Annotated in this window: 25 protein-coding genes; 14 read left to right on the top strand and 11 right to left on the bottom strand. The window is 60.3% G+C overall.

Features of this window, described 5'->3' with window-relative positions:
* Window positions 1-90: 90 nt before the first annotated feature.
* Both FHT82_RS16290 and FHT82_RS16285 read right to left on the bottom strand, forming a co-directional pair.
* Window positions 91-1,194 carry a glycosyltransferase family 2 protein gene (locus FHT82_RS16290; protein ID WP_183732627.1) on the bottom strand — a complete coding sequence of 368 codons (1,104 nt, stop codon included), beginning with the start codon at window positions 1,192-1,194 and terminating at the stop codon, window positions 91-93.
* A 69-nt stretch (window positions 1,195-1,263) separates the two neighbouring features.
* Window positions 1,264-2,175: a glycosyltransferase gene (locus FHT82_RS16285; protein ID WP_183732625.1), complete on the bottom strand. Its 912-nt coding sequence runs from the start codon at window positions 2,173-2,175 to the stop codon at window positions 1,264-1,266.
* 283 nt (window positions 2,176-2,458) lie between these two features.
* On the opposite strand from FHT82_RS16285, the gene FHT82_RS16280 reads away from it, so the two are divergent.
* Window positions 2,459-2,755 carry a hypothetical protein gene (locus FHT82_RS16280; RefSeq protein ID WP_183732622.1) on the top strand — a complete coding sequence of 99 codons (297 nt, stop codon included), beginning with the start codon at window positions 2,459-2,461 and terminating at the stop codon, window positions 2,753-2,755.
* A 29-nt stretch (window positions 2,756-2,784) separates the two neighbouring features.
* Here FHT82_RS16280 and FHT82_RS16275 read toward each other — a convergent pair whose 3' ends face one another.
* The 4 genes from FHT82_RS16275 to FHT82_RS16260 form a co-directional block, all read right to left on the bottom strand.
* A complete protein-coding gene (locus FHT82_RS16275; RefSeq protein WP_183732619.1) occupies window positions 2,785-4,236 on the bottom strand; it encodes a hypothetical protein in 1,452 nt (483 codons plus the stop codon).
* A 133-nt stretch (window positions 4,237-4,369) separates the two neighbouring features.
* Complete coding sequence (locus FHT82_RS16270; protein WP_246698150.1) at window positions 4,370-5,728, bottom strand: polysaccharide biosynthesis/export family protein; 1,359 nt, start codon at window positions 5,726-5,728, stop codon at window positions 4,370-4,372.
* A 17-nt stretch (window positions 5,729-5,745) separates the two neighbouring features.
* A complete protein-coding gene (locus tag FHT82_RS16265) occupies window positions 5,746-6,696 on the bottom strand; it encodes a glycosyltransferase (protein WP_183732613.1) in 951 nt (316 codons plus the stop codon).
* A complete protein-coding gene (locus tag FHT82_RS16260) occupies window positions 6,693-8,321 on the bottom strand; it encodes a Wzz/FepE/Etk N-terminal domain-containing protein (RefSeq protein ID WP_348647622.1) in 1,629 nt (542 codons plus the stop codon). Before FHT82_RS16260 ends, FHT82_RS16265 begins: the two co-directional genes overlap by 4 nt.
* On the opposite strand from FHT82_RS16260, the gene FHT82_RS30690 reads away from it, so the two are divergent.
* Window positions 8,311-8,433 carry a hypothetical protein gene (locus FHT82_RS30690; RefSeq protein ID WP_301925011.1) on the top strand — a complete coding sequence of 41 codons (123 nt, stop codon included), beginning with the start codon at window positions 8,311-8,313 and terminating at the stop codon, window positions 8,431-8,433. The genes FHT82_RS16260 and FHT82_RS30690 overlap by 11 nt on opposite strands.
* 98 nt (window positions 8,434-8,531) lie before the next feature.
* Here the strand turns inward: FHT82_RS30690 and FHT82_RS16255 are convergent, their stop codons facing one another.
* Window positions 8,532-9,245, bottom strand: coding sequence for a sugar transferase (locus FHT82_RS16255; RefSeq protein ID WP_183732607.1), 714 nt, complete (start codon window positions 9,243-9,245; stop codon window positions 8,532-8,534).
* Window positions 9,246-9,705: 460 nt separating this feature from the next.
* Here FHT82_RS16255 and FHT82_RS16250 point away from each other — a divergent pair, with 460 nt between their 5' ends.
* The 5 genes from FHT82_RS16250 (at window position 9,706) to FHT82_RS16230 (ending at window position 15,637) form a co-directional block, all read left to right on the top strand.
* Window positions 9,706-10,449 (top strand): Crp/Fnr family transcriptional regulator, encoded by a 744-nt coding sequence (locus tag FHT82_RS16250; protein ID WP_183732604.1) that lies wholly within the window; start codon window positions 9,706-9,708, stop codon window positions 10,447-10,449.
* Between the two features lie 115 nt (window positions 10,450-10,564).
* Window positions 10,565-11,956, top strand: a complete 1,392-nt coding sequence (locus tag FHT82_RS16245; RefSeq protein WP_183732601.1) for a glycosyltransferase family 4 protein — start codon at window positions 10,565-10,567, stop codon at window positions 11,954-11,956.
* Complete coding sequence (locus tag FHT82_RS16240) at window positions 11,953-13,197, top strand: glycosyltransferase family 4 protein (protein WP_183732598.1); 1,245 nt, start codon at window positions 11,953-11,955, stop codon at window positions 13,195-13,197. Before FHT82_RS16245 ends, FHT82_RS16240 begins: the two co-directional genes overlap by 4 nt.
* Before the next feature lie 77 nt (window positions 13,198-13,274).
* Window positions 13,275-14,756 (top strand): lipopolysaccharide biosynthesis protein, encoded by a 1,482-nt coding sequence (locus FHT82_RS16235; RefSeq protein WP_183732595.1) that lies wholly within the window; start codon window positions 13,275-13,277, stop codon window positions 14,754-14,756.
* A gap of 50 nt (window positions 14,757-14,806) precedes the next feature.
* Window positions 14,807-15,637: a glycoside hydrolase family 16 protein gene (locus FHT82_RS16230; RefSeq protein WP_183732592.1), complete on the top strand. Its 831-nt coding sequence runs from the start codon at window positions 14,807-14,809 to the stop codon at window positions 15,635-15,637.
* On the opposite strand, the gene FHT82_RS16225 is transcribed toward FHT82_RS16230, so the two are convergent.
* Window positions 15,634-16,515, bottom strand: coding sequence for a LysR family transcriptional regulator (locus FHT82_RS16225; RefSeq protein WP_183732589.1), 882 nt, complete (start codon window positions 16,513-16,515; stop codon window positions 15,634-15,636). The genes FHT82_RS16230 and FHT82_RS16225 overlap by 4 nt on opposite strands.
* Before the next feature lie 99 nt (window positions 16,516-16,614).
* Between FHT82_RS16225 and FHT82_RS16220 the strand changes: the two genes are divergently transcribed.
* Genes FHT82_RS16220 through FHT82_RS16210 form a run of 3 tightly spaced genes read left to right on the top strand, consistent with a single transcriptional unit; the run spans window position 16,615 to window position 19,031 of the window.
* Window positions 16,615-17,394 (top strand): SDR family oxidoreductase, encoded by a 780-nt coding sequence (locus FHT82_RS16220; RefSeq protein ID WP_183732823.1) that lies wholly within the window; start codon window positions 16,615-16,617, stop codon window positions 17,392-17,394.
* A 9-nt stretch (window positions 17,395-17,403) separates the two neighbouring features.
* Complete coding sequence (locus FHT82_RS16215) at window positions 17,404-18,108, top strand: ribonuclease activity regulator RraA (RefSeq protein WP_183732820.1); 705 nt, start codon at window positions 17,404-17,406, stop codon at window positions 18,106-18,108.
* Window positions 18,105-19,031: a dihydrodipicolinate synthase family protein gene (locus FHT82_RS16210; RefSeq protein ID WP_183732586.1), complete on the top strand. Its 927-nt coding sequence runs from the start codon at window positions 18,105-18,107 to the stop codon at window positions 19,029-19,031. The genes FHT82_RS16215 and FHT82_RS16210 overlap by 4 nt, the downstream gene beginning before the upstream one ends.
* 41 nt (window positions 19,032-19,072) lie before the next feature.
* Here the strand turns inward: FHT82_RS16210 and FHT82_RS16205 are convergent, their stop codons facing one another.
* The 3 genes from FHT82_RS16205 to FHT82_RS16195 form a co-directional block, all read right to left on the bottom strand.
* Window positions 19,073-20,032 (bottom strand): NAD(P)-dependent oxidoreductase, encoded by a 960-nt coding sequence (locus tag FHT82_RS16205; protein ID WP_183732584.1) that lies wholly within the window; start codon window positions 20,030-20,032, stop codon window positions 19,073-19,075.
* A gap of 110 nt (window positions 20,033-20,142) precedes the next feature.
* Complete coding sequence (locus FHT82_RS16200; protein WP_183732581.1) at window positions 20,143-21,339, bottom strand: LysR substrate-binding domain-containing protein; 1,197 nt, start codon at window positions 21,337-21,339, stop codon at window positions 20,143-20,145.
* Window positions 21,340-21,371: 32 nt separating this feature from the next.
* Window positions 21,372-22,292 carry a methylenetetrahydrofolate reductase gene (locus FHT82_RS16195; RefSeq protein WP_183732578.1) on the bottom strand — a complete coding sequence of 307 codons (921 nt, stop codon included), beginning with the start codon at window positions 22,290-22,292 and terminating at the stop codon, window positions 21,372-21,374.
* A 408-nt stretch (window positions 22,293-22,700) separates the two neighbouring features.
* On the opposite strand from FHT82_RS16195, the gene FHT82_RS16190 reads away from it, so the two are divergent.
* Genes FHT82_RS16190 through FHT82_RS16175 form a run of 4 tightly spaced genes read left to right on the top strand, consistent with a single transcriptional unit; the run spans window position 22,701 to window position 26,114 of the window.
* Window positions 22,701-23,660, top strand: a complete 960-nt coding sequence (locus FHT82_RS16190; protein WP_183732575.1) for a VOC family protein — start codon at window positions 22,701-22,703, stop codon at window positions 23,658-23,660.
* Between the two features lie 3 nt (window positions 23,661-23,663).
* The gene (locus FHT82_RS16185) at window positions 23,664-24,392 is read left to right on the top strand and encodes a PIG-L deacetylase family protein (RefSeq protein WP_183732572.1); all 729 of its coding nucleotides are present in this window, start codon (window positions 23,664-23,666) and stop codon (window positions 24,390-24,392) included.
* Entirely contained in the window at window positions 24,392-25,063 is a 672-nt protein-coding gene (locus FHT82_RS16180; protein ID WP_210276779.1) for a 4-carboxy-4-hydroxy-2-oxoadipate aldolase/oxaloacetate decarboxylase, read from the top strand. Before FHT82_RS16185 ends, FHT82_RS16180 begins: the two co-directional genes overlap by 1 nt.
* A gap of 4 nt (window positions 25,064-25,067) precedes the next feature.
* Complete coding sequence (locus tag FHT82_RS16175) at window positions 25,068-26,114, top strand: 4-oxalomesaconate tautomerase (protein ID WP_348647625.1); 1,047 nt, start codon at window positions 25,068-25,070, stop codon at window positions 26,112-26,114.
* Window positions 26,115-26,154: the final 40 nt, after the last annotated feature.

Raw genomic sequence — 26,154 nt, 5'->3', positions numbered from 1 at the left:
TGATTTCACCAGAATGGCACCATAGACTGCACGATTGCGTGGGGAAGTAAGTTACCGTAAACGCGGGCGTTAATACGCGCCCGTAAAGCGTTAACGCGACGATGTTGCTTCGCCTGAGATGACATCGCCCCTTTGCACTGGAGAAGACGCTTTCTCAGGAGCGGGTAAGCTCTTCTGCCTCACTTCAGCATCGGAGGCGCTGCGCCAGTACTGCCAGCCTTCGCCCTGCAGGAGACCGTTGTCGGAGAGGTCCTTCCAGTGGCGGTAACTGCCGGTGCCGGTATAGGCGAAGTTCCGGGCGTCTTCGGGGGAGGAATACATCGTATATTCGGCGGTATGCTCCGAGCGGTTTGCGACGTCGGCGACCTTGTGGAGGAAGCTCGACAGGAATTTGAAGTGCAGGAGGGCACCGGTGATGCCGACGGCTCCGCGCATTTCGCCGAGGTTGAGGGAGAGCGGCCAGACTTGGTGCGAGGATTTGAGATAGAGGCGCTCGCCGGATACGTAGATCAGCGGGATCTTGTTGAGCGCCGGACCATCCCAGGTGCGGCCGCGGAAATAGACACGGCCGCGCACGCCGCCCTTGATCCAGATGGTGCGGCTGTTCCTGTCGAAATGCGATTCATAACCTGAGCGGTCGAAGAGGTTGCACACGTCGAGCGGATTGCAGCCGGGTTCGCAGATGTTTTCGCTGACGGGATTGCGGCTGTACATGTCGATCATGACCGAGCGCAACGAGCGGGCGCCGACGGATTCCATATAGGCGGTCAGCTGGCTGATCGAGCGCGTATCGCAATGCGGATAGACGAGAAACTCATCCGCATCGACATAGAGAACCCATTTTTCCTGGCAATGGCGGTTTATGACCGCGTTGATCCAATCATTGCCGAAGCGCGCCGCCTTGTAGGAGCCGGTGGCCGAAAGCAGCGAGACATCCTTCATGCCGGACAGGAGTTCGACTGTCCCGTCGCTCGAACCGTTGTCGATGCAGATGAAGTGCTCGACGCCGAGATCGCGATAATATTGCAGGAAGAACTCCATCCGGTGTCCTTCGTCGCGGATCACGCAGATCAGGACATGGCGGGCCTGCTTCAGGCTGTCGCGGAGCCCGGCATAGCCGACTTGGCCGGCCTTCAGCGAACGGCGCAGCCGAGCCTTGGCATAGTGCGAGATGCTGGTCGTCAAAGCGCTCATTTCTACTCCTGAACACTCGCGCCGGTTCTAAGGACCGGCTCTGCCTGCAGGGATCGGGCCGACTTTTCGTCAGCAGACATAGTCGCCGGCAAGCAGGGTCTGGACGCGCGGATTGGGTGTCTCATTCTGCAGGGCATGTCTCATGCGTTCACGCATCGAACGGTATTTGTAAACCACCTTGCGGTCGAAGCTGATGCCCCGGTACAGCGCGTTATAGGCAGGGTGGGTCCTGCGCAGATCGATGTAGACCTGGCTTTCGGTATCGCTCCACGGGAAGAACGTGCCGTGCCAGGGTTTGGGGTGTGCCATGTAGTGGACGATGGCGAGCGAGGACATGTCCACCAGATGCAGGAACTGTTTGGGGAAGTTCCAGCGGTTCGACACCAGGATGAGTGAAGAACCACATACATAGTTCAATGCGCCCTGATCATGCTTGCCATCGCAGGCGTCCGGGTTGGTGGCAAAGAGCTGCAGCGCTTCCGGCCCGATCCAGCCGTCGCGGTGGAATTTCAGAACGCCGGCATTGAAGTAACTGCTGTCCTTGCCGTTCTGCAGCAGGCCGTGGATGGAGGTGTAGTCGCGCGCTGCGAAGAACTTTCCGGGAGGGGCGAACGCATTTTCGAGATCGGCAAGGCTGCTGACGATCTGTGTGTCGCCATCCAGATAGATGATCTGGGTATAATTATCAGGCAGGATCTGGGCGAGTACGAGCTTGGCCATGGTGCTGACGCTGATACGGCCCATGAAATGCGAACCATCGAGCTTGCCGAGGGATTGGTGCAGTGCTTCCGTCGCATCCATCAGTTTGACACCACTCAACGCCAGCAGGCTCTTCAGCTCCTCGAAATTGTCCAAATGTTCTGACATGAGAACGCAAACATCCGTCTCAGGATTTGCAAATTTTCGGGCCTGCAGCGCCGAGAGAATAGTCGGAAAGGAATATTCGACATCCGTAACGTAGGCCACGCACTGATTACTCATGGTACAATCCTTCTCGTAGTTCTTCGTCGGCAACTGTCTTTATCGAGTCTGTAAAAAATTTCTCTTTGTCGAGGTGCTGTCGTGTACTTGTTGCAAGCGGGTAATTTCTGATCCGATCGGGAGTCGATCGTGTCTCGTCGGCGTTTTGATCACTGTGGATTGTGAGAATATTAACCATTGCTATCGCTCCACGACCAAACGCTGGGCGTTGTGGATTTAGCCCTGTAATGTGAAGATCGACATGGGGCGCATGTGGGACGATGGAAAGGAATAAGGCATCGCAATGCTGAACGGCACGATCATTGTGATACTGATTTCGCTCGCAGCCGGAGCGGCCATTCGCGCCTGGGCCTTCGCTATTTTCGCAATCGTTGTAGCCCTCGGTTTCGGCATCGTAGCTCATCAAAATGCGTCGCTGCTTGAAGCCGCCCTTTATGGTCTCGCTATCCTCGTGCTGATGCAGGTCTGCTACGTGACGAGCGTCTTCGTGGTCGGGCTCTGGCGCCGCAGCCGCAGGCGGACCAAGGATAGTGCGATCGCCGATCCGGCCCCTGTGCCGAGCAAGCAGCAGCAAAGCTGAGATCGCCGACATCTTTTCTGCCCCGCACCTCATCGCGATGAAAATACCGGCGTACTCATCAGAGATGCCGGTGTCCTCTGCAGACGGATCATGCGGTTCGGTTGCGCATAAGGGGCGGTCAGGCAACCGCTTGCAAGCCCGGCGGTGATGCTGAAAAGCAGGCCGAGGTCAGTGCTGCTTCCAGAAATCGTCGCGGAAGCAATCTGCGCGACGGAGGCGAAAACGGCGGCCATTCCAATTGCCCGGTTTTCACGGTTCGCCAGTTTGCTGCGGGCAGCAGCCGTCAGAAGACTGTAAAGGAAGAGCACGAAGAGAAGTGTGCCGGTGAGGCCGACGTTCGACAGAAGTGCGGCGGCGAAGCTCGATGTGCGAACAGTGCCGAGGCCCGCCCCGAAGGTTGCCGTCTCCACGAAAGAGATGAGCGCCAGCGTGTTCCAGGCGGTGCGCTCCTCGCCGGATTGCGATTCGAGCTTGTTGGCCAGAGTGATGTTCGCCAAATCGCCGACGGCGTTCCAGGCGCTCGGGATCAATGCTACAGCCATGATTACGCAGGGCACCATCAGCAGAGTGATCAAAAGGAAGGTCGCATAAGGACGGGTCGCCTTACCGCTTAAAAGCCGTTTGAGGCTGAAGAGGATCGCAACGCCGATCATGAAGAGGCCGGCGACATAGGCCGTCGTCGAGGTGCAGAGGATGAGGGTCAGGCCGATCGCTACCGTTGCAAAGCCGGTGAAGCGGCTCGGGAAACGCTCAAGCCAGAGGATGAGCGTGAAGCTGAAAAATACCAGAGCCGCGGCGCCGTAGGCGCTTGCTTCCGGGAAGGAACCGACAATGCGCTTGAAGCCGCCGATCACTTCGGCTGTGTGCATTGTGTAGTTGGCGTTGCGCATGAAATCGAGCAGGTCTGGCTGACCTATCGTGAATGTCGCAATGTCGAGCAGGGCGAAACCCAGGCACACGAGAGCTGTGACGATGAGTTGGCGGGCAATGAAGCGCCCATGTCCAAGCCGGGCAAGACCGCAGACGATGGCGAAGCAGACGAGGTCGCCGAGCAGGTAGACGGACTGCGTAATATTGGAGGAACCCGGCGCCAGCGGCGATGCCATGATCGACATCAAGCCGGAACTGCTGCGTGCGGATGAATAGACCAGCGTCGCGCCGGCAAAAATGCGCGGCAGGAAGAAGGCCGATACGGCGGAAAACAGAACATAGGCCGCAAACCAGAAGCCAGGGCCGGGATAGGCCAGGCTCGTCAGGGCCGCCTGTTTCTGGCGCGGACGCAGCAGCACACCGATCGTGACGAAAAGCAGCAGGAGGTGGCTCGGCTGAATACTACTGCCGCCGAGCGCCGGAAGCTGGAAGGCTGCGGCTGCGCCCAGCAGTGTGGAGATGCAAAGCGCCGTGATCGCGAAGCGCGATCCATAATAGACGAGCGTCAGGCCGAGCAGTAGGACGAGGAAGCCGATCGGTTCAATTGTCATGCCGCAACCTCCGACGCAGATCGAAGATACCCTGCCGCTACGCCGCGCAGGTCCTGCGTGCGGTACAACAAGACGGCAAATGCAGACATGAACTCAACTCCAACGCTAACAGGCATATTCCTATCGTGGTCTCCTAGTTTGATCCCGTCTGCGATACCCAGTTCGGACGGGGCGCATCGGTTCGGGCTACATTAGGAATGAGGGCGGCGGCTGGCTGTTGGGGCTGCGATGCAGCAGATGAGGCATCGGTAGCGGCCTCGACGCCGATCTCGATGATGTCATGCGGCAACAGGGCCGTGTTCTCGTCTGCGACGATATTGCTGTAGCTGCCGTCCTCGTTGCGGCGAACGATCTTGAAGTTCTTTTTGGTTGTGCCGAGGAGCGTCGATTCCGCACCCATGCGGGCGAGTTCGGCGCTGTATCCAGCCTGATCGCCGAGAAGCTGCGCCACCTGCATGTCGATCCCCGCCTTGTTGATCGCGAGGTTGATCGTATTCAGCTCCTGCTGGTTTTCGGCATTACGCTTGTTGATGATGTCGGCCTTTTCGCGCTGGCTCTCATTCAGACCCTGACGCGATTTAGTAAGCGCGATCTCCAGATCCAGCAATTCGCTCTGGGTTTCTGCCAAGCTTCGATCGACGGAAAATTGGCGGGTATTGCTGGTCAGGCCCTTGCTGACGAGGGTATTGACGTTGTTCAGTTCCTGCTGTGCGAGATCGATCTGCCGCTTCTGGGAAACGATCTTGGCCTCGAGAGACTGGATTTCCTGTGTGTAAAGACGGCTCAGATCATCGGCCGCCTCGACTTTACTGTTGGTCTCGACAGCCCGCAGGCGCATCAGGTTCAGTTCCTCTGCCTTGAGCTTGTCGATATCGGGTACGCCGGCGATCTCCGAGGGAATGCCGAAATCGGACTGACCGGCGATCTCGGCACGCAGGCGTGCTGCACGCATCAAGAGATCGCGTCGGTTCAGGACGGCTGTGCGATAGTCGCCGGCCGCCTGAATGCGGTCTCGGTCGTAGTAGCTGCTGTCGTCACGCGCCCGCATGTAGCCGCCTGCGATGCTGACGGCTTTGATGACGGTCATATTGGCCTCGAAGGGATAGCGTCCCGGCCGCTCGATACTGCCGTTGACGAAGATCGGCGCATGCTGGTCAATTTCGACGGCGATGAAAGGCCTTACCGGAAGATCGGCTTTTTCGGCCAGCGCGTCTGAAATGGCATCCGACAGCTGCTCGGTCGTCTGACCGGAGGCTCTGATCTGGCCGGCGATCGGGATCGAAAGATTGCCTGCGTCATCGACGCTGTAGGTTCCATCGAGAGCTTCCCAGCTCGCATATTTGGAATCGGTGGAACGCCATTCCACGACCCGCAGCTTTATCTTGTCCTCGGGGACGAGCGTATAGCTGTCGGCATGAGCAGCGCTCCATCCCATCGCGCAGGTAAAGACGGCGGCAAGGCCAACGAACGGAAGACGATCAAGGAAAGACATGGGCCACATAGCGTCTGTTACCTCCGTTTTGCCGCGATGGATGGCGAAGACATCTCGCGATTTGAGGACTGGCTGAGTTCGAGGATGCGCATGGGAGACGCCCGTCCCATCAGAAGATCGGACAAAGCCAGGAAATTGCCGTTCAGCCGGCCACGACGGTCGACTGCGCGATCATTGAGCAGGGCGCCGCGGGTGTTCGCCAGGATATTGCGGCCGATCTGAGCCAGGGCACGGGTCCAGGACATGGTGCCCTTGCGCATCAGATGCGCGGGATTTGCGACTTGCGAATAGCCGAGCCTCTTGCCGGGCTGGCGCCCGGACTTGACGCCGAGATGCACGCCGCAGGCGCCCGAAATACGCACCGACCGTCCGTAGCGGGCGATGGACCGGCTGAAATCGACGTCTTCCAGCCAGCCGTAAAGCGGCAGTTCTTCATCGAAGGCGAGTCCGTGGCCGACGATTGGCGCCAGTCGAACCGCCATGTTGCATCCGTAGGCGTTGTAGACTTCGGTCACCTGCTCGCCTCTTTCGCCCGCGGTCTTGATGACATCTATGGCTTCGGATTGGGTCAGTCCCTCGCCGAGAATGCCGTCGGCAAGAACGTCGCCGGTCGCGATGACCACATCCGGATTGTCGGCGAAAACGGCTGTCATGCGTGGAATGAAGCCGGGCGCGGGAATGAAATCGTCGTCGAGGAAGATCAGCACGTCCATGTCCGCGCCTGCAGCCTCAATGATTCGGTTGCGCTGGCAGGTCAGTCCGCGAGGGCCGACCATCAATTCCACGTTTTTGCGGTCGGCGAGCCCGGCAGCATCATCCAGGTTGGGGACGCAGATGATGATACGCTCCGGGTGAGGCCGGAGGCTGTCGATATAGGTTACCGTCTCCAGAAGCGTCGCCGGCCGGCCCGCGGAGGCAATGCCGACGGCGATCTTCAGCTTCGGTGCCTGTGAGATCGGAGCCGTCATGCCTGGACACTCGACGGTGTGTTGTTGACGATCGCGCCGAGGATTTCTGCGCCGACATTGCGCATGCTGTCGATGACGCGAACGGTCTCGTCGATCGAAGTGCGGCCGTAGGAGGTTACGACGAGAACACCGTCCAGCTCCGGGGCGATCGCATTGGCGTCCGGCGACGAGGTGAAGGCGGAAATATCGACGAATATGGCGTCGAATTCCTTCTTCAGATCGTTGAAGTTGAGCTGGGTGCGGCGCGAGCTCAGGCGGATGGCGGGTGTCACGGCGCGGACCCTGCCAAGCGGCAGGAACTTCAGCGTCGGCGTCAGCGAGAGGGTGGCGGTGCGGATCGCCTCGATATTGTCGAGCACATCGATCAGGCCGGCTGAACTGTTCGGCGCAATGGATCTGCTGAGCGAGGGTTTTGCCGCCGCAGCATCAATCAGCAGGGTACGCGAGCCTGATATCGCCGAGAGCACGGCGAGCTCGCAGGCGATGGTGGATGCGCCGCCGCCCGGGTTGACGGCAACGATGCCGATCACCACGCGCCGTCTGCGGCGGAAGCCGGTGACAGTCGCACCAAGTGCTGCCATTCCGGGGATCAGCGGATAGGCGACGGTGCCGCTGTCGTCGGCAGCAGGCAGCGCCGCCGCGCGGCTGGTTCTCTTTGCGCGTCCGAGAGGCGTGACGAAGGACAGGCCAGCCGCCTGTGAGAGTTGCTGTGTGCGCATGATGCGCCTGTCGCTGACGTGGCGGATCATGGCAAGGCCGAGGCCAGAACCGGCGCCGACGACCAGCGCGAAGGCGAGGATCAGCGAATTGTTCGGCCGCGCCTTGGAGAGCGGCGAGGTTGCCTGCGAAACGATGGTGGCGTCGGAGACCGGATAAGAAATGCGCTGCTTGGCCTCGGTGTATTGCGTAAGGGTGTTTTCGAAGAGGGTGCGGCGGGCGTCGGTCGCGCTCTGCAGCTCGGCAAGCTTGAACTGGTCGCGCGGATTTGCCTTGAAGGTGGCAAGCGCGCTTGCGGCCTCGGCAAGCCCGCGCTGCTGCTCGTTGACGAACTGTTCCAGCCATTCGCTATACTGCTGGGCCGCAGCAGCCTTCATCTGGACATTCTTGCGGATATACTGCTGGGCAACCGCATCGGCGATCTCGACCGCTTTCTGCGGGTTGGAGGCGGACGCAGATATTTCGAGGATCGTCGACTGGCCGATGCGGCGCATTGCGACAATATTGCGCAGCCGCGCGATTGCCCGATCGGTCCGTGGCGCTTCCCGGCTCGCCGCGGCGGGCTGGGCATCGCCCGAGGCCGCGTCGCCAGGTGCCGTTTCGGACTGTGCGGTAGCCGCCGGGTTGCCCGTCAGCCAATCCTTGACCTTGTCTTGCAGGGAAAGGGCCTGATCGGAGAAGGCCGGATCGTTGGCGAGATTCAGCGCGCTGGCGGCGCCGCCAAGGACGTCGCTGGACTTTGCTATTTCGAGCTGGGCATCGATGAAGGCGTCTTCGGCGAACGCCCTTTGAGCATCCGAGCCGTTCACCTGCGGGAAGACCATGAGCTGGGTACTGGCCACATAAGTCGGCTTGGCAATGAAGAGATAGGCAGCGGCGAGTGCGAGGAAGACCAGTGTGGTAAACACGATCCAAGGCCAGCGCATCCTGACGAAAAAGGACATGTCCCGCAGCGTCAGCGACGAACTACCGCTGGCAGTGGCCGGCAAAGATATCGGGGAGACGCTGCTGAAGACGTGATTTGAGTTCATAGTGTCCTGATCCAAGAGCGAGAGGGTCTTCTTCGTTGATATCAAGCAGGTGCGTATGGCCCAGGCGGGCCATACGTCGTTCTTGGATTAGTAGCAGCCGCGCTGCGAGAACAGGGCGGGAACGGTCTTCGCGATGATGATGAAGTCGCGCGTGAGCGACCAGTCGCGAATATACTGGACATCGAGCGCTACTCGATATTCGTAGCTGACATCGTTCCGGCCGCTGGTCTGCCACTGTCCGGTCAGGCCTGGCCTGGCGGCCATGTAGCTCGTTACATGTTCGCCGTAACGCGCGAGTTCTTCAGCCGTCACCGGCCGCGGCCCCACGACGCTCATTTCGCCGCGCAGGATATTGATGAGCTGCGGGAGCTCATCGATGCTGGACTTCCTCAGGATGTCGCCGACAGCGGTGATGCGCGGATCGTTCTTCAGCTTCCGCGTCGTTTCCCACTCGGCCCGCGCTGAGGGATTGGTGCGCAGCAACTCGGCGAGCTGAGCGGCGGCATCGGTCTTCATGGTGCGGAACTTGAGGCAGCCGAAGGCGGCGCCTCCATATCCAATGCGTGTATGCGAATAGAAGACCGGCCCCTTGTCGCTCAACTTTACGATGAGTGCCACGATCAGCATCAGAGGCAACAGCAGAACCAGAGCGGTGGTTGCCATCACGATATCAACCGCCCGCTTGGATGCCCTGCCGACCACGTGAGGCCGCGATACTATGCGACGATCGTTATTCGGCTCGGACTGGTCAACGTTCGGCCAGGGCTCACGAACTTCAATACTCTGTGCTTCCCAAGTCATCGACCGACTCCAAAAGTTTAGAACCTCATGAAGTTTGGTGCAGCGCAATGTGCTTGTCTGTGACCGCGGTCATAATGGTTAGCAAATTCTTTATGCTAATACTGTAACGCTACGGAATTCTCTACGAATTCGGCGGCTGGGGATTTCTGCACCCTAATTTATTCGAAAATTTAACTTAGATGGCGTCTTGCGCGCACGGCTGGAATAGATGAAGCCGGGCGTTGTAGCTATTTTTTGAACAATTTTAATCCTGATAGCCCCAAAAATGGGCAGTTGGGCGTAGTACTCCTCCTGAATTCGACGGATACTAGAAAAAATATAATCTATATAACTGGTGGTAATGTCACTATTATTTGAGATGCTCTTGTCATCTTCGATTGTTATTTGACTCTCAAGTTAGGACAATATAAATGATGCAGTGCAGCATCAGCTACGACCAATCTGTTTTTGTTGGGGAGTTATGCGCATGGACGGAGCTACACAAACGAGAGACTATAGAGTCGCGGTGGGCAAAGCGGCTATTAGCGTTGTTCCGGATACGTCTTTGAACAATCGCATCTCAAGTGACGACGACTTCCCGTTCTGCCGCGCGACTGTACGCAACTTCCGTCGCGGCGAACTTATTGCAGGCGCTGGAGTCTTTGTGGACATGTTCGCTCGCGTGCAGCGCGGGCTGGTCAGCGCCAGTACGATGCTGCCGGACGGCAGGGAGTTCATCGTCGAGATCATTCCGAGGGGAGGTTTGATCGGCGAGCTTGAAGTATTGCGCAAGCAAATGCTGAATCTGGAGTATAGAGCCAGTTCGGATTGCGAGCTTTACTTTTTCGAGGGCCGTCTGCTGCGGGAAAGGTACGCAACCGATCCGCAGTTTCAGGAGAAGGTCTTTTCGAGAACGCTTGCGCGCGTCTCCGAGCTGGAACGCCGCATCATTTCGAACGCCGGATCGAGCCTGCAATCGCGGCTGGCGGGAATGCTTCTGCGGCTATCTTCGGTCTACGGAAGGGACACGCCGGCCAACCGGGACGTGCTGGTAATCTCCCAGAACGATCTGGCGGCGACGCTTCCGGCTTCCCGTGAAAAAGTCAACCAGTGCTTGCGGCGCCTGCGTGAATGCAAGGTGATCGAAGGAGCCCAGGGCAGGATCCGTATCCTCAACCGCAAGGCGCTGGAAGCCTATGCCGACGGTGCAGTGTCGGCAAAATAATGCGCTTCGTCACGATCCGGCTGCCACCCGCAGCCGGTCCGTGACCACTCCACCCGCATGGACGGCGTCGGGGCCGTCAAAAAGCATCCATTGTGTCTGTCGTCGGAGAGCTTCTATGAACGACATCGGCCAATTGCGTCCTGATGAGAATGGATCTGCCGTTTCAACGTTACGGTGGCCGGCTTCCGGGCGCTATGCAAAACTATGGAGGGACGGCATCGCTGTGCGCCCAGCGCTCGACCGTGTGGTCATCATCGATGACTATTCCACGGCGAGGGGTGGGGCGACCGCGCTTGCGGTCCTGTCGGCGAAGCTCTTCTGCGGACTCGGCATTGCCGTGACCTATATCTGCGGCGACGATGGAGCGAACGAGGAACTTGCATCTTTCGGCGTTTCAATCGTCAAGCTGAACAGCCGTGACCTCTTGAATTCCAGCCGTGCCAAGGCTTTTGCGACCGGCATTCACAATCCCGCTGCCGGCAATATGATCTCCGCATGGGTGCGCGCCAACGATACGCCGAAGACTGCCTATCATGTTCATGGCTGGCATCAGATCCTGTCGCCGGCCGTCTTCGACGCACTCACGCCCGTTGCCGCCCGATGCGTCGTTCACGCACACGATTTCTTCACCGGCTGTCCCAATGGGGCCTTTTTCGATTACCAGGCGCAGGAGATCTGCAAGCGGCCGCCGCTCGGGACAGGCTGCATTGCCACCTCCTGCGACAAGCGCAGCTATGCGCAAAAGCTTTGGCGGACGGTCCGCGGCGCCAATCTCTTCCGCGCGCTCAGAAGCCGCCCCGCCTTCGGCAGGATCATCCTGCTCCATGAGAAGATGGCCGAGTTCCTTGTGGGCTCCGGCTACCAGCCGGAACGGCTCGTCACCATCCGCAATCCGATCGCGCCGCTGACGGCCGAGCGTGTCGCGGCCGAGGACAATGACGAATTCGTCTTCATCGGCCGGCTGGATGAGGAAAAGGGTATTGAGGATGCGCTTGCCGCCACGGCCAGGGCCGGTGTGAAGCTTTGCGTGATCGGCGACGGGCCGCTTATCTCCAAGATTACGGCGGCCGGCGATCATGTGAGGGCCATGGGCTGGCGGTCGCATGCCGAGATCGGCCAGATCATCCGCACGGCAAGCGCGCTCATCATGCCGTCCCGCTATCCGGAGCCGTTCGGCCTCGTGGCGATCGAGGCGACTCGCAGCGGCCTTCCCGTCATCATGACCAAGGGCGCCTTCCTTGCCGAGGAAATGGAGAGGGCCGGAATGGCGATCTCCTGCGACACGACGGACGAGGAAGCCTTCGCCGCAACGCTGACGGCCTTCCGCAACATGCCGAGGGAGGATGTCCTCCTCATGAGCGAACGCGCCTTCCGGCTGTCGCCCAATCTGGCAACGACGCATGAAGAATGGCGCGATGCCCTTCTCGCGCAATACCGCAGTCTGATTTCGACACAGGTGGTGCCCGAGCCGAGGGGTGGGGCGATCGTACAAGGAGCGTTCAGGTGATTGTCAAAGCAGCAAGCTCTCTCCCCGAAGCAATGGCCTTCCGGGGCGATGCGCCCGTCGTGGCAAGAAGCCGTGCCGTCGAGGCCGGCAGCAGGGCCGATGCGAAGCCGCTTCGCGTCGCTATCGTCCATTACTGGTTGGTATCGATGCGTGGTGGCGAAAAGGTGGTGGAAGAGCTCTGCCGGATGTTCCCGCAGGCAGACATCTTCACGCTGGTGTATAATCCTGATCGTACCAGCGATTTCCTGAACAGCCGCAACATCCATACGTCCTTCCTGCAGAAGATTCCGCGTTCGACGCGCCATTACACGAAGATGCTGCCGCTCATGCCCTTTGCGCTCGAGCACTTCGACCTTCAGGACTATGATCTTGTCATTTCAAGCGAATCCGGCCCCGCCAAGGGCATCATTACGCGGGCGGATGCACTTCACATCTGCTACTGCCATTCGCCGATGCGATACATCTGGGATCAGTTCCACTTATACCGGCGCGGTGTTTCCTGGATCGGCAAGGCAATGATGTCGATCACGGCTCCGATGCTGCGCGCCTGGGACGTGACGACCGCCTCGCGCGTCGATACGTTCGTGGCGAATTCCAGCTATGTCGCGGGCCGTATCCGCCGTTTCTATGACCGTGACGCCGTTGTCATCTATCCGCCGGTTGCGACCGATGATTTCGCGATTGGGCAAGGCAAGGGCGAGTTCTATCTCTATGCGGGCCAGCTCACCGCCTATAAGCGGCCGGATATTGCCGTGAAGGCCTGCACCGAAATGGGACGCAATCTGGTCGTGATCGGTGAGGGCGAGCAGGAAGCCTACTTGAGGTCAATTGCCGGACCGACGGTGCAGTTCCTCGGCCATCAGCCGTTCCCGGTTCTGCGCGATCATCTGTCGCGCTGCCGCGCGCTGTTGTTCCCCGGCATCGAAGACTTCGGCATTCTGCCGGTGGAAGCGATGGCGTCCGGCCGGCCGGTTCTGGCTTTCGATGCGGGCGGCGCGCGCGAAACCGTTTGCGCACCGCATGTCGGCTTCCGCTTTGCGGACCAGACTGCGGAAGCGCTGACGGAAACGATCACTGCCTTCGAAGCGGTCGAGGATACGCTCGATCCGGCGGCGATCCGTAACCATGCCCTGAGATTCTCCGCAGCGGTTTTCCGCGATCGCCTCGGCACGCTCATCGATGAGCAACTCGTCAAGCATGGCCATCAGGCTGTAAGCCCCGTCAGGAGGAAAGTAAGCTGACACGCACAAAAAAACCGGAGCGGCGGCACCCGGCGTTCCCCAGAAGAGGTTCGTTGCTCATGGCCAAGGAATAGATCGTGTCAAGCGTATCGCATAGAACTGCGACAGCCAGCATCTGGACAATCAGCGGAAAATTCCTGGCACGACTGCTCGATTTCGTGAGCCTGCTCATTCTCGCAAGACTTTTGAGCCCGGCAGATTTCGGGATCGTCGCCATTGCCACATCGGTTCTTGTGATCGTCGAGGCGATCCTCGACCTGCCGCTCACTCAGGCGCTGGTGCGCGTTTCCTCGCCGTCCGAGCGGATGTTTGCCACAGCCTTTACATTAAGCCTCATCAGAGGGACGGCGATCAGCCTGCTGATGATTGTCATCGCCTGGCCGATGGCTCTCATTTACAACGATCCGCGGCTTTTTACGCTGGTTGCCGTAGTTTCGATCGCACCCGCGATGCGCAGCGTGATCAGCCCACGCATGGTGCTTTTCATGCAGCGGTTCGATTTCCGGCGCGAATTCGCCCTCGATCTCATTGCCAAGGGATCGACGCTGATCTGCGGCGTCGGCGTCGCGCTTGCGACCGACAGCTACTGGGGGCTGGCGATCGGGGCCGTCGCGGGACCGACGGCGGCGACCATCGTCTCCTATATCTTTGCGCCGATGCGACCGAGGCTCAGCCTCTCGGAATGGAAGCACTTCCAGGACATGATCGGCTGGAACACGATTTCGCAGGTTCTCAACTCGCTCAACTGGCAGATGGACCGGCTGCTGCTGCCGCGCTTTACAAGCCTTTCCACCTACGGCGCCTTCAGCGTTGCGGACAATCTCGCAGGCATTCCCTATCAGACATTCGTCGGCCCGCTGATGCGCCCGCTGATGGCCGCCTTTTCCAATGTCAGCGACCGGGGCAAGCAGATTGCCGCCTATCTGAAGGCGACCAATGCAATCATGGTCGTCGCGTCACCCATCCTGCTCATCATCATTTTCCTGGCCGAACCGATCCTGCGCATCGTCGTCGGCGAGAAGTGGGCCTTTGCGGCACCGATCCTGCAGTGGCTTTGTATCGTCAGCCTGATCGGCCTGCCGACGACCATCATGCCGCCGCTCGTGATGGTTCTCGACAAGACCCGTTATGTGGCGTTGCGGATGTTTGCTGAATTTGCAGTGAGGGCGCCGGTTACGGTGCTCGGCGTGATGATGTTCGGGCTTGACGGTGCGCTGGCGGCGCGTGTCATCGCCGCCGTCGTTTCCTATCTTGTCTGCCTTGTCATCACGCAACGGTTGATCGGTGCCGCGATCGGCGCGCAGCTTTACGTGTTCATCCGGCCGCTTACGGCCTGCCTGCCGATGATTGGTTTCCTGCTTTGGGTTCAGCCCGTTTTGATCGCCATGCCGCTCGGCATAGAACTCGTCATCGGCGTCGGCCTCTGCAGCGGTGGCGCGCTGGTGATCTTCTGGGTTTTCTCCCTGCTCTTGTGGCAGGCCGTCGGGCGGCCCGACGGCCTGGAAGCCATCGTCATCAGGAAGATCACGCCCCGGCGCAACGGGGTCGTCGTTTCATGATCTGCTCGCTAAACCCCGCGACGGGGTCGAAATCTCCGGGAGGGAGAAAAATGCGTCACGCGAAATTCGCCGGAAGATTTGCGCTTCTGATTGTCATCGGCCTTTTCGGTCCGCCAGGCCCTCGGCCCAGCGAAGCGGAAGAGCCGCTCAACCTCGATGATTTCCAGATAACCTTTGCCGAAGACTTCGACACGCTCGACGTTTCGGCATGGGGCGAGACCAAATCGCGCTGGATTGCTCATACGCCGTGGAACGGCGATTTCGGCGATGCGCGCTTTACCGACCCTATGGACGGTTTCCCCTTCACGGTCGATAACGGCATTCTGCGGATCGAGGCGCGGAAGGAGGCAGACGGTAAGTGGCGCTCCGGCCTGCTTGCCTCGACCAATCCGAAGGGGGAGGGGTTCTCCCAGAAATTCGGCTACTTTGAAGCACGCATGAAGCTGCCGCCCGGCAAGGGCGTCTGGCCGGCCTTCTGGCTGATTGGCCTCGACCGGTCCAAATTCACTTCGGAAATCGATGTGATCGAATATTACGGTCGCGCACCCGGCGAGTTCAGCATGGGGTATCACGTCTGGCGTCCGAGCAACCAGCATACGACGGATGGCCATCTGACGAATGTGCCCGAAGGTTCGCTCAGCAGCGACTACCATACGTTCGGTGTGGATATCGGCCCGCAGAAATCGACCTTCTATCTGGACCGCAAGCCGCTGTGGAGTTTCGATACACCGCCGGAATTCCAAATGCCTTTCTATCCGCTGGTCAATCTTGCACTCGGGCCGGGCTGGCCGATCGATGAAACGCCGAACCCGTCTTACCTCCTGGTTGATTATATCCACGTCTATCAGCGCAAAAGCTTGATGTCGGCGAGTAACGGCTAGGACCTGCTAGCGGCTTGCGAGCGTTTCAGTGCATCGAGCACGATGCCGGTCAGCCGGCGCGATGGCGAACTGCGTGGCCAGAGTAAACCGACCTCGCGTGGGGGGAAGGACACCGGCAGTTCGAGGATGGCGATGTTGAGGCCCTCCGGCCACGGTCTAGCCCAATCCGGCACCAGCGAGACGCCGAGCCCGTTGGCGACCATGACCGAGATCGCTTCAAGGGAATCGAGTTCCAGACGTTCGGCCGGTTTCAAGCCTTGTTTCTGAAGATATTCGTCGGCAAGACGTCCGCCCCAGTTGTTCCGGTCGTAGCGGATGAAGGGACGGGTCTTCAGGAGAGCATGCGGGTTCTCGCCCCGGCAGTCGGCGGGGGCAAGAAGAACCAGGCGTTCGGCCCGCAGGAGTTCCCACTCCAATGTCTTCGGTATCGGAAAGGGCGGCTTTACGAGGATTGCCGCGTCGATATGCCTGTCCATCAGCTGCTGATAGAGATCGGTGGAGGGGCCAGGCAGCAGGAAGACCTCGACAAGCGGCATGCTGGCGAAGACCTCATGCAAGGCTGTCGGCAGCAGTCCGGTTAGCGCTGTCGTGATGGCCCCGAGGCGAAGTTCGCCGGAGGGCAGGTCGGCATTGGCGAGACTCTTCAGGTCGCGGACCTCGGCGAGGATCTTGCGGCTTTTTTGGATGATGGCATGGCCGGTGTCGGTTGGGCGGACACGACGGCCGACGCGGGTCAGCAACGGCACGCCGACATCGTCTTCCAGCGCCTGCATGCGCTGGGCGACCGCAGCAGGCGTAATGCCGAGGCGGCGGGAGGCCTCGGCCAGCGATCCGAGCTCGGCAACCAGCAGGAAAGTATCGAGAAAGCGAGTTTCCATAAGAAGAGTTTTTCTATCTTCTGAAATCATAAAAAGCGAGATTTTTCTTCTTCTTGGGATCGCCATAATAAGAGCGAAACCGGAGTATCTGCCTTGGACATGCAATTGAATGGAAAGACCGCGCTGGTATTCGGCGCTGGTGGTGGACTGGGCGGGGCGATTGCCCGCTCGCTGGCTGCGGAAGGCGTTCGCGTCGCCGTTGCCGATATCGACGAAGCCGCTGCCGCGAAGACGGCGGAAGCTATTGTTTCCGCAGGGGGCAAGGCGCTCGCCATCGGCTGGGATATCGCCGATCTCTCCGTCATCGAGACGAGGCTGGCTTCGATCGCCGAGACCTTCGGACCGGTCGATATCCTCGTCAACAATACGGGCGGACCGCCACCGACGCCGGCTTCCGGCCAGGCGGCGGAGACCTGGTCCAAATATTTCGACATGATGGTGCGCTCGGTGATTGCCGTAACGGATGCCGTCCTGCCGGGCATGAAGGCGAGCGGCTGGGGCCGCATCGTCACGTCGACATCATCAGGCGTCGTAGCGCCGATCCCCAATCTCGGCATCTCCAACAGCCTGCGCCTGGCGCTGGTCGGCTGGTCGAAGACGCTTGCTCGCGAAGTCGGCCGCGACGGAATCACCGCCAATATCGTGCTGCCGGGCCGCATCGCAACCGGGCGGATTACCTTCCTCGATGAACAGAAGGCCAAGCGCGAGAACCGGCCCGTAGAGGAGGTTACGGCGGAAAGCACGGCCTCTATCCCGGTTGGGCGCTACGGCCGGCCTGAGGAATATGGCGACGCAGTTGCTTTTCTCGCCAGCCCACGCGCATCCTATATCACCGGCTCCGTCATTCGCATCGACGGCGGCCTCATCCAGAGCATATGAGGTGCAATGATGTCTCTCGATCCAGCGGCCATCGAAATCCTGAAGGGCGTCTCCACCGCGACGTTGACGACCGTGCTTCTGAAAAAGGGGCTCAGGAATATCTGGATGCGCGGCACCAAGCCGTTGAAGCCTGGTCAGGAACGGGTGGTCGGTCCCGCCTTCACGTTGCGTTTCGTGCCGGCGCGTGAGGATCTGGCAACGCCCGAAAGCTGGGCTTCGCCGATTTCCACGCGCGCGGCAATCGAGGACATGCCGGAGGGCTGTATTGCCGTTGTCGATGCGATGGGCGTGCAGGATGCCGGTATATTCGGCGATATCCTCTGTGCCCGGATGATGAAGCGTAAGGTGGCCGCCTTGATCAGTGATGGTGTCGTGCGTGATCTCGAAGGCGTACTTGGTAGCGGCTTGCCTGTCTGGTGCGACGGCATGGCCGCGCCGCCTTCCGTCGCCGGGCTGACCTTCGTCGGCTGGCAGCAGCCGATCGCCTGCGGCGGTGTCGCGGTTTTCCCCGGCGATATCGTCGTCGCCGACAAGGATGGCGCCGTGCTCATCCCGACCGCCCTGCTCGATGCCGTGCTTGCCGAAGCGCCGGAGCAGGAGCGCATGGAAGGCTGGATCATGACCGAAATCGACCGGGGCGTACCGCTTCCCGGTCTCTATCCCATGAATGCGGAAACGAAGGCGCGCTATCAGGCGTGGAAGGATGCACAATGAGCTTCGGAATTGACGCGAAGGGCGTCTATGCAATCGCAACCACGCCATTCCTGCCTGATGGTACCTTGGACACGCCATCGATCGACCGGCTGACCGATTTCTATCAGGATAGCGGCGTCACCGGCATGACGATCCTCGGCATCATGGGCGAAGCGCCGAAGCTGGAGCCTGCGGAATCGCGGGCGATCATCCGCCAGGTCGTCGGCCGCTCAAAGGTGCCCGTTGTCGTCGGTGTCTCTGCACCCGGCTTAGCGGCGATGCGCTCGCTCGCCCGCGATGCGATGGACATGGGGGCTGCCGGCGTCATGATCGCGCCGACGCCGGCGCTGCGCACCGACGAGCAGATCGTTCAGTATTTCGCGCAGGCCGTCGAGGCAGTCGGCACGGATGTTCCCTTCGTGCTGCAGGATTATCCGCTGACGCTGACGGTCGTCATGTCGGCCAGCGTCATTGCCAAGATCATCTCCGATCATCCTTCCTGCGTCATGCTCAAGCATGAGGACTGGCCGGGGCTGGAGAAGATTTCGAAGCTGCGCGCCATGCAGAAAGCCGGCGATTTGCGTCCCTTCTCGATCCTTTGCGGCAATGGCGGCATGTTCCTCGATTTCGAACCGGAGCGCGGCGCAGACGGCGCCATGACCGGCTACGGTTTCCCCGACATGCTGGTCGAGTTGGTCGGCCTCTTCGCTGCCGGCAAACGCGACAAAGCGCATAATCTCTTCGACGCGCATCTGCCGCTGATCCGTTATGAGCAGCAGCTCGGCGTCGGTCTCGCCGTCCGCAAGCATGTTCTCATGCGCCGGGGTGTCATCACCTCGGATGCGCAGCGCAAACCAGGAAGCGCACTCAGCGCCACGGCGCGCGCCGAGGTCGATTATCTGCTGCGCCGTCTCGCGCGGCATGATCCGCGCGCACCCGTCTGACGAACATGGCTCCTCGCGGTCGAGCGGAGAGCCATTCGTGTTCAGAATGCGGGGTCGGTTTCCGTTCCGAGCAGTGCGGCAATGATGTTGTCTGCCGTCTGAAGCCCTGTCCGCTCGACAGCCGCAACCGTCTGTGAAGCGATGTGCGGCGTCAGGATGACGTTAGGCGCTTTCAGCAGCGGATTTTCCGGATTGATCGGCTCTTCCGAGAACGCGTCGAAAGCAGCGCCCGCAAGTTTGCCGGAATGCAGTGCTGCGGCAACGGCTGCCTCATCCACCAATGCGCCGCGGGCAGTATTGATAAGCAGCGCGCCGGCTTTCATCCGGCCGATCGCTGTTGCGTCGATGAGGCCCGATGTTTCCGGCGTTGCGGGGCAATGGAGACTGACGATATCGGCCGTTTGCAGGAACTCCTCGAAGGCAACAGCAGTGACGGGAAGCCCTTCCGTTCGCGGTGTGCCGCCCGGCCTTGCGGCGATCACCTTCATGCCCAGCGCATGGGCCATTGTCGCAAGCCGTCCGCCGATAAGGCCGACGCCAATGATGCCGAGTGTTCTGCTCGCAAGTTCGCGGCCCTGATATCCGCCGCGATCCCAATGGCCGCTCCGCATGCGATCGGTCAGCCGGGGTAAGTCGCGGCCCAGAGCCATGATCATCGAGAGCGCCAGTTCCGCGACCGCACCGGCGCCGGCCTCCCCGGCGGTGGTGACGGCGACACCGGCATCGCGGGCGGCTTGCAGGTCGACGCTGTCGACGCCGGCGCCGTGCTTGGCGATGATCTTTAGAGACGTCGCCGCTTCGATGAGTCGGCGCGTGATCGGCGGATTGCCGCGCAGCAGGATTGCGTGGATTGGTCCCTTGCTGACGGCTTCGAGCAGAGCCTGCTCGTCCGGCGCCGCATTGGTGAAATCAAGTGAGATGCCAGCCAGTTCCAATCTTTCGCAAGCAGGCTTCGCCAGCGCATTACTCGTTACGAGCACGCGGTATTCTTCTTGGCTCATATGCACTTTCCCTGAGAGTCAGATGCCGCAAACATATTGCGTTGCGTTGCTTGCCGGAAGTCCGGAAAGCATGGTTTGCGGGCAAGGGGCTCCGAAGGGTGACGCTAATATCAATCCAGCCCTATCGAATGCTCCCTCAGCAGGGCCAGAAATTCGGCTTGAAGGGCTGTCGGCAGCCAGTGACGGCGCAATGTAACGCCGACGGGGCGACGGGAATCCGGCAGCGGATGATCGATCACGGAGAGGAAACCTGCCTCCAGCTCATAACGGATCTGATGGCGGGAGAGCAGGGCAAGGTGATTGGATTTCAGGAGCAGGCCTCTGATCGCGTTGAGCGAGCCGGTTTCGACGCTCTGGCGTACAGGTTTGCCCGCGGGAAAGGTTGCAGCCATGGCGTTGAAGGTCTCACGCGAAGGCGTGTCGCGCCGGGCGACGATCCAGGGGTAGTCTGCGAGATCGTCCGGCGCGATCTCTCGATGCCGTTTCAGCGGATGGTCGACACGTCCGACAATGCTAAGCTCGAAATCGAAGAGCGGCTCCTGATGCACGGTTTTGGAGACAAGATTCCTGCGCAGTGCACCGACGAGGATATCGATACGGCCACGCTCGAGATTGTCGACCAGCACTTCATAGCTGCCTTCCATGATTTCGAAGCGCGCATGCGGATAGCGGCTGGCGAGAACGGCGATCACGTCGGGTACGAGGAACGTGCGCGTCAGCGGGAGGGTGCCGATCGAAATACGACCGGCATAGTGGTTGCGAGCCTCCAAGAGTTCGTCGCGCAGGCTTTCGAATTCGGAAAGTGCCAGGCCGAACCAGCGGGCGGCGGAAAGACCCATGGTGGTCAGACGAACATTCCTGCCGGAATTTTCGAAGAGGGAAATGCCCATCATGGCTTCGGCTTCGCGGGCGGCGCGCTGTACAGCTGGTTCTGATAGTGACAGCATTCGGGCTGCGGCGCTGAAGCTGCTATGCTCGGCAAAACCCGTGATGGCATGAAGGTGCGGCCACGTCAGACGCGTCTCGATGACGCCGATTGCCGCTTTTGCTATCGGCGCGCAGGCTTGGCGGATGAGATCACAGAGGCGGCCGAACCGCTTCAGGGCGATTTTCCCTTCCGCCGTCAACGCCATGGTATCACGTTCGATAAGAGTTGCGTTCAGCAACTTCTCCAGTCGCCGAAGGGCCTGCGAGGCTGCCGGCTGGGTGATGCCGAGGGTGGTTGCGGCCGAGGTCAGCGAGCCGGTCTCGGCGCAGGCGACGAATAGCCTGATATGGCGCAGATTTGGGTGGATTGGCGTCGGCATGGCTCTTCCTGAAAGCCCGCTGCCGGGCCGCATCAGGGTAGCGCGATAGGTGTTTCGACGGAACGGTGTTTGTTCATCCAGTCTGTTGCCACCTGAATGCCGCCGAGCGGGAAGATGTGTAACTGGCTGATGAGGCTTCCAGGCCTTCTTGTCTTGTGATCGGCAAGGGCAGCGATGAGTTCCGTTGGCTCATAGGGGAGCAGCAGCTTGGTTATGTCCATGGCGCGCTTTTGCAGCACCTTCATGGATGGACCGATGCCGCAGGAGATCGCATATTTTAGCAACGTTTGCAGCTTTGCCGGGCCTGCGATGCCGACATGGATGGGCATTGTGACACCGGCCTCCTGAATGCGCTCCGCCCAGTCAATGACAGGTTGGGCGTCGAAGGTGAACTGGGTGGTGAGCGCGAGTTTCGCATTGGTTCGCGAGGCAAAATCCTGTTTCCAGAGCAGTGCCCGATCGGCAAGGGCAGTCGATCCATCGGGATCGACATCGCGGCTGCCCTCCGGATGCCCGGCGAAATGCAGATCGGTGAAGCCATGATGATCGAAAAGGCCGGTCTCGATCAATTGCATCGAGCTGTGAAAATCGCCTATGGGCCTTACCCTGCCGCCACCAAGCAGCAGCGCCTGACGGACATCGGCTTCGCTACGGTAGCGTTCGAGCCAGTCTGCCAGCGTGCGGCGATCCGGAACGCTGCGAGCCGGGATATGCGGCATGACCGGAAACCCCTGCGCATTCAGCCGCCGTGCCGTCGCCACCATGTCCTCGATCGGGGTGCCGTCGATGTGAGCGATATAGACACGTGTCCCGGTGGGCAGAAGCGCGCGGAAATCATCGATCTTGGCGGCCGTGCGCGGTATGACCTCGATCGTCCAATCCTCAATCATATCTGCGAATTCGGGCTCGGGATTGTCCTCCCTCGACTTGCCTGTGAAATTTAACAACGCCATTCCGTCGCTCCCTTTTGGCACTCCTCCATGCCTGTAAAATGTATACATCGAAAAGAAGAATTCAATCAAAATGAGTCACTTTCCGACGTAAAATGCTGAAATCTGGAGGATGCTTAAATAACCGGTATGCATTTCGGTTGCTGAGAGATGTTGAACTGCTTGAAATCAGCCTGCACGTGAAAATTCTTGGCCGGCTACCGCTGAGGGTTTTGGCGGGCGTTCCTTCAGTTCGCCTCCGCGTGATCTGTAACCTCAGCTTATGACCCGTCAGAAGAACGAAATTGCCTGCTCCCGACGACATTCCTAGTGTTTTAAACGACAAGCGAACATGGAGGCGTTCGCCCCCCATGTGGAGGATCATCATGAGATTTTTGAAGGTCGGCGAGGCCGCTGCCGGGGGATCGGCGCATGACTGAACCCTGCTTCGACGTTGCCCATCTCGGGCATGTGGAACTCTACAGCGACCGTTTCGAGGAAAGCCTCGATTTCTTCACACGGGTTTATGGGCTGACGCCCAGCCTGATCGAGGATGGCGTCGCCTATCTGCGCGCCTTCGACGACTACGAATTCCATACGTTGAAGCTCGTGCGCCACTACACGACCGGTGTCGGCCATGTCGGCTATCGCACCTCGTCTCCGGAAGCGCTGGAGCGGCGGGTGAAGGTGATCGAGGAGATGGGCTGCGGTATCGGCTGGGTGGAAGGCGATGTCGGACATGGGCGTGCCTATCGTTTCACCGATCCGGATGGCCATATTTTCGAGCTATATTACGATACGCACGTCTATGAAGCGCCCGAGGGCGAGCGTCCGGCGCTGAAGAATATCGCGCAGCGCTACCACGGCCGCGGCGCCTGCCCGCGCCGGCTCGATCACCTCAATCTGCTCGCAAGCGATGTGCGGGCTATCAGAGATTTCATGATCAAAGCACTCGGCAGCCGGGTGACGGAGCAGATCCTGCTCGACAATGGAAGGCTTGGCGGCTGCTGGTTCACGGTCAACAACAAGACCTACGACATCGCCTATTCCGAGGATCATACCGGTGCGAAGGGGCGCTTCCACCACGTCACCTATGCCGTCGACCAGCGTGAGGACATTCTGCGCGCGGCCGATATCTTCCTCGAGAATGGCGTCCATATCGAAACCGGGCCGCACAAGCACGCGATCCAGGGCACCTTCTTCCTCTATGTCTGGGAACCCTCGGGCAATCGCGTCGAGCTCGCTAATGCCGGGGCGCGGCTGATCCTGAGGCCCGATTGGCTGACCGTCACCTGGACGGAGACGGAGCGCAGGAAGGGCCAGGCCTGGGGCCTGAAGACGATCGAGACATTTCACACGCATGGTACGCCCCCCGTGGCGAGGAAGGACTAGTTCATGGCAAAGACGGCCTTGGTCATCAGCGCCCATTCGGCAGATTTCGTCTGGCGCTGCGGCGGCGCGATCGCGCTGCATCAGGAAAAGGGTTACGAGGTCACCGTTCTCTGCCTGTCCTATGGCGAGCGCGGGGAGAGCGCCAAGCTCTGGAAGAATGCCGGGATGACGCTGGAGAAGGTGAAGGCCGCGCGGCGCGTCGAGGCCGAAAATGCTGCCAAGGCACTTGGAGCGCACGACATCCAGTTCTTCGATCTCGGCGATTATCCGCTGGCCGTGGATCAGGAGGCAAAATTCCGGCTGGTCGATGTGATCCGCGCCGTGCAGCCGGAATTCATGCTCAGCCATTCCAAATGGGATCCCTATAATACCGACCATATGTATGCGACGCAGGTGGCGCTCGAAGCACGAATGATTGCGCAGGCATGGGGTCATAATCCCGGCGAGAAGATCCTGGGTGCGCCGCAGCTCTATCTGTTCGAGCCGCACCAGACCGAACAGATGGAATGGAAGCCTGACGTCTTCCTCGATATCTCGCCCGTCTGGGAGAAGAAGTGGGCGGCAATCCAGTGCATGGAGGGGCAGGAACACCTCTGGCATTATTACAAGAACGTCGCCGAAAATCGCGGCAACCACTTCATGCGCAATTCCGGCGGGCAGTCCGGAGGCCGCAAGTCGACACATGCGGAGGGTTTCCAGTCCGTCTTCCCGCGCACTGTGGATGAACTCTGATGGGCGTCGTCGTTCAAAACATCGCACGGGCGGAGCAGTCCGTCATCGATCGCCTCGCTGCCTGCGGAGTGGCGACCGTGCATGAGGCGCAAGGTCGCAAGGGCCTGCTTGCGAGCTACATGCGGCCGATCTATCCGGGCGCGAGGATTGCGGCCAGCGCCGTCACCATTTCTGCCCCTCCGGGTGACAACTGGATGCTGCATGTGGCGATCGAGCAGACCAAGGCAGGCGATATCCTGCTGCTTGCGCCAACCAGTCCCTGCGAGGACGGTTATTTCGGTGATCTACTGGCGGCGTCTGCCATGGCGCGGGGCTGCCGCGGGCTCGTCATCGATGCCGGCGTGCGCGACGTCGCCGATCTCAAGGCAATGAATTTTCCTGTCTGGTCGAAGGCGATCTTCGCGCAGGGCACCGTCAAGGAAACGCTGGGATCGGTCAATATTCCCGTCGTCTGTGCCGGTGCACTGGTCAATCCGGGCGACGTTGTCGTTGCTGATGATGATGGGGTCTGTGTCGTGCGCCGGGAAGAGGCGGCCGAGGTCGCCGGCAAGGCCGAACAGCGCGTTGCGGCGGAGGAAGACAAGCGCCGGCGGCTTGCTGCAGGGGAACTCGGGCTCGACATCTACAAGATGCGCGAGCGGCTCGCTGAGAAGGGGCTGAAATATGTCTGACACCATTCCGCAACAGGGCGTACGCTGCATGTGGATGCGCGGCGGCACGTCTAAGGGCGGCTATTTCCTGGCGGAGGATCTGCCCGAAGATCGCGATGGCTTTCTCCTTCGCGTCATGGGGTCGCCCGATCCGCGGCAGATCGATGGCATGGGAGGCGCGGACCCGCTGACCTCAAAGGTGGCCGTCGTGAAGCGCTCGGAACGACCCGGCGTCGATATCGACTATCTCTTCCTGCAGGTCTTCGTTGATGAGCCAATCGTCACCGATGCGCAGAACTGTGGCAATATCCTTGCCGGTGTCGGGCCTTTTGCCATCGAGCGCGGCCTGATCGAGGCCGAGGACGGGCAGACGGACGTTCGCATCTTCATGGAGAATACCGGGCAGGTGGCCACCGCGAAGATCGCCACACCGGATCGTCGCGTGACCTATGCGGGCGACGCCCGTATCGACGGCGTGCCGGGCACGGCAGCCGCTGTGCCGATTACCTTCGCAGATACGGCGGGTTCGAGTTGCGGCGCGCTGCTGCCGACCGGCCGTGCGGTCGATGTCATAGAGGGCATCGCTTGCATGCTGATCGACAACGGCATGCCTTGCGTCGTCATGCTGGCCAGCGATCTCGGCATCGAGGGGACGGAGATGCCTGACGAACTCGAAGCCGATCTGGAGCTACGGGCGAAGCTTGAGGCGATCCGGCTGAAGGCGGGGCCGATGATGAATCTCGGCGACGTCGCGAAGAAATCGGTGCCGAAGATGACGATGGTTTCGCGGCCAAGAGCCGGTGGCGCGATTTCGACGCGTACCTTCATTCCGCATCGTTGCCATGATGCGATCGGCGTGCTCGGTGCCGTCAGTGTGGCGACGGCCTGCCTGCTGCCGGAAGGGCCGGCGGCAGAGCTCGCCATCGTGCCCGATGGTGACGAAAAGCTGCTCTCGGTCGAACATCCGACCGGCGAGATGAGCGTGATCGCAACTGTCAGGGTTGGTGTCGTGACCGATGCCGCCGTGCTGCGCACCGCTCGCAAGCTCTTCGATGGATATGTCTTTGCATAAGCGTTCCTGTGCTTCGAACGCAGCGCACCTTTGTAAGTGG

This window comes from Rhizobium sp. BK275 (assembly GCF_014193555.1).
Taxonomy (GTDB): Bacteria; Pseudomonadota; Alphaproteobacteria; order Rhizobiales; family Rhizobiaceae; genus Rhizobium.
Note: the sequence above shows the minus strand (reverse complement) of the source record. Positions and strands in the feature narration are given on the sequence as shown.